The following is a 7,307-nucleotide window of genomic DNA, read 5'->3' as shown; positions in this document are numbered from 1 at the left end:
GGGGACGCTCACGAGCCCCATACCGAGGCGGCCACGCGCCGCACATTGCCACCGGCGAGCTTGGCGACGTCTTCCTCGGAGTAGCCGTGGTCGAACAGCCAGCGGATCATGTTGCCGACCGCCTCCGCCGGGTTCTCGCAGCCGTGCACGTATTCGACCCGCTCGTGCGCCGGCAGCCCGGAGGACGCGGAGGCGTCCTTGTCGTCCTTGCCGAAGAGCGGGGCGAAGGTCCGGTGCCAGGCCGTGTGATCGCCGAAGTTGGTGTCGGGCCCGAAGGCCACGTGGTCGATGCCCACCAGCTCCACGCAGCGCTCCACGTGCTCCATCACCGAGTCCAGGCAGTGCCGGGGATGCCGGGCCGTGATGGTGGTGTGCGGCGCCGCCTCGACGCCGATGAACCCTCCGGTGTCGGCGCAGGCCCGGATCACCTCGTCCGGCTTCATCCGCGCCGTCGGCCACAGCGCCCGGGAGCCGGCGTGGGTGATGACCACAGGCGCGGACGAGCGGCGCGCCGCGTCCAGGGCCGTCGCGTCCCCGGTGTGCGACACGTCGACGATGATGCCGAGGTCGTTCATCCTGCGCAGGGCGCGCCGGCCGAGCGCGGTCAGCCCCGCGTCGCCGGTGTCGGCGAGGCCGGAGCCGAGCTGGTTGCTCTCGCTGTACACCAGGCCCAGCAGCCTGACCCCGAGGCCGTGGAGGAGGTCGAGCCGGTCGATGTCGTTGCCGATGGGGCTGGCGGACTCCAGGGTCAGCACCACGCCGACCCGGTCCTCGGCCCGTGCCCGCCGTGCCTCTTCCAGGGTCGTCACGATGGCGACGAGCTGCTGGTGGGCGATGTCGGCCCGGCGCATGGCCAGGTCGCTCACCGCGTCGTCCCAGTCCCAGGAGGTGTGGGAGCGGATCATGCTGACGGCGGCGGGCCCGCCGTCGAAGAACAGGTCCACGCCCGAGTGCGCGATCCCTTCGTACGGGATCGACTCCCGGCCCTGGCGGCGGTACGCGGCGAAGTCGGAGGGGTCCGCGGGGCGCAGCGACAGATGGTCGTGGGCGGAGATCACCAGGTGTTCTTCCTCGAAGGCCCGGGCGCGCGTCTCCACGCTCTCGCTCCAGACGGGCCCGCTGTCCGCGACACGTCCGAGGGCGGGCACGAGGTCGAAGGCCCGGAAGTCCCGGCCGGCCTGCAGGTACTGGTAGGACCGGTAGGAGCGCCACAGGTCGAGGCGGGCGCGGGTCTTGCGGGGGAGGGGGCGAGTGCTGTTGCTCATGTGCTGACTTTCGACAGGAACGTACGGGTACGGTCGTGGGCCGGGGCCTTCAGGAGCCGCTCGGGCGGGCCTTCCTCGACGACGCGACCGTCGTCCATGAAGACGACGCGGTCGGCGACGTCGGCGGCGAAGCGCATCTCATGGGTGACGACGACCAGCGTCATGCCCTCGCGGGCGAGGTCTTTGATGACACTCAGCACCTCCTGGACCATCTCCGGGTCCAGCGCGGAGGTCGGCTCGTCGAAGAGCATCACCTTGGGCCGCATCGCCAGGGCACGGGCGATGGCCACGCGCTGCTGCTGGCCGCCGGAGAGCTTGTCCGGGTAGGCGTCGAGCTTGTGCGCGAGACCCACCCGGGCCATGAGCTGCTCGGCCCGGGCGTCGGCCTCGGCCGGGGAGAGCCCGAGGACATGGCGCGGGGCGTGGACGATGTTCTCGCGGGCGGTCAGGTGGGGGAAGAGGTTGAAGTTCTGGAACACCATGCCCATGCTCGCCCGCTGTGCTGCCAGCTCGCGTTTGCCCAGCTCGAACAGGGTGTCGCCGCTGAGCCGGTAGCCGATGACACTGCCGTCGACCGTCACCAGGCCGTCGTCGGGCACTTCGAGGTGGTTGATGCAGCGCAGCAGGGTGCTCTTGCCCGACCCGGACGGGCCGATGAGGCATACCGTCTCGCCTCGGTGTATCTCCAGGGAAATCCCGTGAAGCACCTCGGTGCCCCGGAAAGACTTTCGAATTCCGTGCAGGGAGACAATCGCCTGCGTGTTTTCTTCCGATGTCACGCTCATAGCGAGTGCTCGCTCCCCTTGGCCTTTCCGGCCCGGTCGGCCGGTATCAGAGTGTGCCGCGAGAGGCGACGCTCCAGCCGCTGCTGGAGGAGGGTGATGAGGCCGGTGATGATCATGTACCAGATGGCCGCCACGATCAGCAGGGGAACCGTCTGGAAGTTCTTCGCATAAATGAGCTGGACCGAATAGAGGAGATCGGCGAGCGATATCACGCTGACCAGTGAGGTGGCCTTGAGGAGCGATATCAGTTCATTTCCCAGCGGCGGCACGATGACGCGCAGCGCTTGCGGAAGCGTGATACGGAAGAAGGTTTGACCCGGCGTCAGCCCGAGGGTGGCGGCCGCCTGTCGCTGCCCGTCGGGGACCGCCAGCAGTCCCGAGCGGATCAACTCCGCGATGTACGCGGTCTCGTGCAGCGTCAGCCCGATGACCGCGGCGGTCAGTGGCCCCAGGAGCGAGTTTGAGTCGAAGGTGACGAACCGCGGGCCCCACGGGATCCCGAGCGACAGGGTGGGAAAGAGCGCCGCCAAGTTGTACCAGAAAAGCAGCTGCACCAGCATGGGAATGGAACGGAACACCCAGATGAAGGCGGCCGCGACTGTGGCCATCAGCCGCGAGGAACCCATTCTCATCAACGCGACCACGGTACCCAGGGCCAGCGAGAGCAGCATGGTCACGGCCGTCATGCCGAGACTGACGCCGATTCCTTTGATGATGCGGATCTCAAAGAAGTACTTGCCGACCGTTCCCCATTCGAAGCGGGGATTGGTGAGAATCGTCGACACCGCCATGGCGGCCAGCAGCAGAATCACCGCATTGGCCACCAGCAGTCCTGGGCGCCTTCTCTTGGCACGTTTGAGCGCGGTGATCCCGGGTGGAGCGTCGAGATTCAGGACTTTGGTCATGGGCGGCCCTCGGGCGGTCTCGGTCACGGCAGTGAATGCTGCATCCTAAAACCGGCGTCCGGGGCCTGCTCGAACAGTTGACATAGAAGCGTCAACCGTTAACGGGATGCTACGTCCCGGCTACCGGAGTGCGTCGTGCCCGCGTCGTGCCCACGACGGCCGTCGTGCCGCCGCCTTCCGGGCCGTCAGCCGTTGCGCACCGGCTGCGCCCCGGCGGGCGCACCGGACACGGCGGTGGACCGGCCCGCGCCCTTCCCCGGTATCAGCGCGGCGATCAGCAGCGCCACCACGGCACCGCCGGCGCCCATGGCGAAGGCGGTGCGGAAACCGTCCTCGGAGGGCACCGCCAACGGGCCCAGCCGGGTGGTCATATGGGCGAGGACGACGCCGACCACCGCGCTGGAGGTCGAGGTGCCGATGGCCCGCATCAGGGTGTTCAGGCCGTTGGCCGCGCCCGTCTCGGACACCGGCACCGCGGACATGATCAGCGCCGGCATGGCGGCGTACGCGAAGCCGATCCCGGCGCCGATGACGCAGGAGACCAGGACGATCTGCCAGACCTCGGCCATGAGGGCGATGGCCAGCAGATAGCCGACGGAGATCACCGCGGAGCCGATCAGCAGCGAAACCTTGGGCCCCCAGGTGGCGGTGATCCGCGCGGAGACCGGCGACACGGCCATCATCACCAGCCCGGAGGGGCCCAGGCACAGGCCCGCCGTCATCATCGACTGGCCCAGGCCATAGCCGGTGACCTCCGGCAGCTGGAGCAGCTGCGGCAGCGCCAGCGACATGCCGTACATCGCGAAGCCGATCACGATCGAGGCGAGATTGGTCAGCAGCACCTGACGCCGCGCCGTGGTGCGCAGATCCACCAGCGGCTGGCTCACCCGCAGTTCCCACCGCCCCCACAGCAGCAGGATCACCACTGACGCGCTGAACAGCCCGTCGGTGAGCGCGCTGGTCCAGCCCCAGTCCGCGCCCTTGGAGATCGCCAGCAGCAGACACAGCAGTCCGGCCGACAGCCCGATGGCCCCCACCACGTCGAATCTGCCGCCGCCGCGGACCGGGGACTCCGGCACCACCGCCAGCACCAGCGCGATCACCACCACGCCCGCGGCCGCGGACACCCAGAACAGCACATGCCAGTCGGCGTGTTCCGCCAGGGCCGCGGCGCCGGGCAGCCCGAGCGCGCCGCCCACGCCCAGCGATGAACTCATCAGCGCCATGGCCGAGCCCAGCCGTTCGGCCGGGAGTTCGTCCCGCATGATGCTGATGCCCAGCGGGATGACACCCGACGAGAAGCCCTGCAGCGTACGGCCGACGATCATGGGCGCGAGCGAGTCGCTGAGCGCGCACACCACCGACCCCGCCACCAGCATCCCCAGGCTGATCAGCAGCATCCGCCGCTTGCCATACATGTCCCCGAGCCGCCCCAGTACGGGGGTGGCCACGGCGCCGGCCAGCAGCGTGGCGGTGATGGCCCACGAGGCGTCCGAGGCCGAGGTGTGCAGCAGCGCAGGGAGGTCCGGGATGAGCGGGACCACGAGCGTCTGCATCAGGGCGACCACGATCCCGCCGAAGGCGAGCACCGCGACCACCGGTCCGGTGCGCGGCGCGTGGGTGTCCGGCGTCGTCTCGGCCGTATCGGGCGCTTGGGCCACGGGTGTCCTCCGGAGTGCCGGCGCCACGGAACGCACCATGCCGCCGCTGCTGTATGACGCCCCCTCAGGGGCGGCGGCAAGTGTCGCACATTTTTGTGTAACGCGTACGTCAAATCTGGGCGGGGTCGGTGGCCTCGCCCAAGTAGGCGTACTTCTCCCGGAGTTCACGCTTGAGGATCTTGCCGCTCGGGTTCTTCGGCAGCGACTCGGCGAAGACCACGTACTTGGGCACCTTGAAGCCCGCCAGCCCCTTCCGGCAGTGCGCGATCAGCTCCTCCGCCGCCGGCCGACCGCCGGGCCCGGTCACCACCACCGCCGTCACCGCCTCGATCCAGTACGGGTGCGGCACACCGAACACCGCGGCCTCCGTGACCGCCGGATGGGCGTGGATGACCTCCTCCACCTCGCGCCCCGAGACATTCTCCCCACCGCTGTTGGCCATGTCCTTCTTGCGGTCGACGATCGTCAGATACCCCTCCTCGTCGAAGACGCCGAGGTCGCCGCTGTGGAACCAGCCGCCCCGGAACGCCTCCGCCGTCCGCTCCGGGTCCCGCCAGTAGCCCGGTGTGACATGCGGGCCGCGGTGCACGATCTCGCCGACCGTCCCCGGCGCCACAGGGCGGTCCCGCTCGTCGACGAGCCGGGTCTCCACATGCAGACCGGGCCGCCCCGCCGAACCCGCCTTGCGCTCCTGGTCGGCAGGGCCCAGCACGGTCGCGATCGGCGACATCTCGGTCTGGCCGTAGAAGTTGTACAGCGCCAGACCCGGCAGCCGCCGACGCAGCTCGGCCAGCACGGGCACCGGCATGGCCGCGGCGCCGTAGTAGCCCTTGCGCAGTGAGGACAGGTCATGGCGGTCGAACTCCGGATGGCGCAGCAGGGAGATCCACACGGTCGGCGGCGCGAACAGCTTGGTCGCCCGCTCGGCCGCCACCGCCGCGAGCAGCGCCGCCGGATCCGGGCCGGGGAGGATGACCGAGGTGGCACCGAGGTAGACGTCCGGGGTGAGAAAGGCGTGCAGTTGGGCGCAGTGGTACAGCGGCAGCGCGTGGACCTCCACATCGTCGCCCGACATGCCGCCGTCGACGATCGCCGTCTGGTACTGGGAGATGAGACCGCGGCTGGTCATGATGGCGCCCTTGGGCCGCGACTCGGTGCCCGAGGTGTACATCAGCTGTACGGGCTCGTCGTCGGCCCCCACCGGGTCGGGCACCGGATGGCCCTCCTCCGTGCCCAGCGCCGCCAGGTCCTCCCAGCCGGGACGCCCCTCCGGCCCGCCGATCGTGGCCCGCAGCGCGATCCGCGGCGGCGCGGCCTCGGCCAAGGCGGCGTCCGCGGCGCCGATCAGGTCGGCGCCCGCGATGACGCCGACGGCGCCGGAGTGGCGCAGTACGTACGCGACCTCCGGTGGCGTCAGCATGAAGTTGACCGGCACCGACACCGCGCCCAGCCGGGCGAGCGCGAAGTAGGCCACCACGAACCCGTGCGAGTTGCGGGCGTACAACACGACCCGGTCGCCCTGGGCGACCCCCCGGGCCGCAAGCGCCCCCGCGGTCCGGTTCACCAGCGCGTCCAGCTCCGCGTACGTCTGGCGGAGCGCGCCGAACACGACCGCCGTCCTGTCGGGCACCCGCGCCGCGGTCCGCGACAGCAGGTCGGCGATGCCATGGCGGCGGGCGCGCGCGACGTCCGCGGGCAGGGAAGGTGCGGTCACCGGAGATCTCCCGAGGTGAGGGGGCGGGACGTAACGCTCGCCACGCTGACACGGCCCGCGGGGCCCGGCAAGGGATGTGCGTAGCCTTGGCCCTCGGTGCCCGCGTCGGCGGGCGGGGGACGGACGGAAGAGGGGATCCACCGGATGGCGCAGCAGGCGGACGGGACGGCCCGCAGGGGAAGGGGGCGTCCGCCGCGCCTGTCGCGCGATCAGATCGTCCGCGCCGCCGCGGAACTGGCGGCGCGTGAGCCCGGGGTCGTGCTGACGATCAAACGGGTCGCCGAGGCCGTGGACTCCGCCCCCATGGCCCTCTACCGCTACTTCCCGGACCGCGACGATCTGCTGCAGGCCGTCGCCGACCGGATCATCGCGGACGCGGAGCACACCGAACCGCCCGGCGACACCTGGCAGGACCAGCTGCGCGCCTGGATGCACACCAGCCGAGAGCGCCTGCGGCCCTACCGGCAGCTGCTGTCCTATATGGCCGCGACCGAACAGCCCGCGTGGGTGCCCGCGCTGGTCACCCTCACCCGTGTGCTGCGCCCGCTGCGGCTGGGCGAGGACGAGCTCGCCCTCGCCGTCACCCTCGTCTGCTCCACCGTCATCGGCCACGCCGTGTACGAGACCCACCGGCGCCCCGCGGAGCAGAAGATGGCCGGGCTGCGGGAGGCCCTGGCGCTGCGCCCCCAGGAGGAGCAGGAGGCCGTGGCCCCGCTGCTGCCCAGGCTGCCGGACGCCCAGCGCCGGCTGTACGACGTGGTCGTCGACCGCACCATCGCGGCAGTGGAGGCCCTGGCTACGGGGTGAATCGCGGGGCTCGGCGCCTGGCGGGACTCATCACTCGGGCGGGGTCCAGTCCACGATCAGGTCGAGCAGCCCGGGAAACCGCGTCTGAAGATCGTCGATGCGCACATGGCTGCGGCGTTCCAGGCCGTACTGGCGCTGCCGGATCAGCCCCGCGTCGCGCAGGGCGCGGA

At 70.6% G+C, this 7,307-nt stretch carries 6 protein-coding genes and 1 pseudogene; 1 reads left to right on the top strand and 6 read right to left on the bottom strand.

Annotation, left to right across the window (positions count from 1 at the left end; translation table 11 throughout):
• Positions 1-8 precede the first annotated feature (8 nt).
• The 5 genes from CCN51_RS23270 to CCN51_RS23250 all read right to left on the bottom strand — a co-directional run bounded on the left by CCN51_RS23270 (position 9) and on the right by CCN51_RS23250 (position 6,330).
• Complete coding sequence (locus tag CCN51_RS23270) at positions 9-1,265, bottom strand: dipeptidase (RefSeq protein ID WP_014181684.1); 1,257 nt, start codon at positions 1,263-1,265, stop codon at positions 9-11.
• Positions 1,262-2,050, bottom strand: a complete 789-nt coding sequence (locus tag CCN51_RS23265; protein WP_014181685.1) for an amino acid ABC transporter ATP-binding protein — start codon at positions 2,048-2,050, stop codon at positions 1,262-1,264. Before CCN51_RS23265 ends, CCN51_RS23270 begins: the two co-directional genes overlap by 4 nt.
• Complete coding sequence (locus CCN51_RS23260) at positions 2,047-2,982, bottom strand: amino acid ABC transporter permease (protein WP_238545530.1); 936 nt, start codon at positions 2,980-2,982, stop codon at positions 2,047-2,049. The genes CCN51_RS23265 and CCN51_RS23260 overlap by 4 nt, the downstream gene beginning before the upstream one ends.
• Before the next feature lie 158 nt (positions 2,983-3,140).
• Entirely contained in the window at positions 3,141-4,616 is a 1,476-nt protein-coding gene (locus tag CCN51_RS23255) for an MFS transporter (protein WP_405381377.1), read from the bottom strand.
• Between the two features lie 109 nt (positions 4,617-4,725).
• Positions 4,726-6,330: a fatty acyl-CoA synthetase gene (locus CCN51_RS23250; RefSeq protein ID WP_014181688.1), complete on the bottom strand. Its 1,605-nt coding sequence runs from the start codon at positions 6,328-6,330 to the stop codon at positions 4,726-4,728.
• Positions 6,331-6,474: 144 nt separating this feature from the next.
• Between CCN51_RS23250 and CCN51_RS23245 the strand changes: the two genes are divergently transcribed.
• Positions 6,475-7,137 carry a TetR/AcrR family transcriptional regulator gene (locus CCN51_RS23245; protein WP_014181689.1) on the top strand — a complete coding sequence of 221 codons (663 nt, stop codon included), beginning with the start codon at positions 6,475-6,477 and terminating at the stop codon, positions 7,135-7,137.
• Positions 7,138-7,167: 30 nt separating this feature from the next.
• On the opposite strand, the pseudogene CCN51_RS57720 reads toward CCN51_RS23245, so the two are convergent.
• Positions 7,168-7,307 (bottom strand): annotated as a pseudogene (locus tag CCN51_RS57720) (ArsR family transcriptional regulator); the annotation flags it as partial.

It is taken from the genome of Streptomyces milbemycinicus, from assembly GCF_002154605.1.
GTDB classification, from domain to species: domain Bacteria; phylum Actinomycetota; class Actinomycetes; order Streptomycetales; family Streptomycetaceae; genus Streptomyces; species Streptomyces milbemycinicus.
The sequence above is the reverse complement of the archived record's forward strand: the minus strand, read 5'-3'. Positions and strand labels throughout refer to the sequence as shown.

Coding starts and splice junctions, on each gene's coding strand:
- CCN51_RS23270 (WP_014181684.1), bottom strand. CDS start 1,265: ATGAGCAACAGCACTCGCCCCCTCCCCCGCAAGACCCGCGCCCGCCTC.
- CCN51_RS23265 (WP_014181685.1), bottom strand. CDS start 2,050: ATGAGCGTGACATCGGAAGAAAACACGCAGGCGATTGTCTCCCTGCAC.
- CCN51_RS23245 (WP_014181689.1), top strand. CDS start 6,475: ATGGCGCAGCAGGCGGACGGGACGGCCCGCAGGGGAAGGGGGCGTCCG.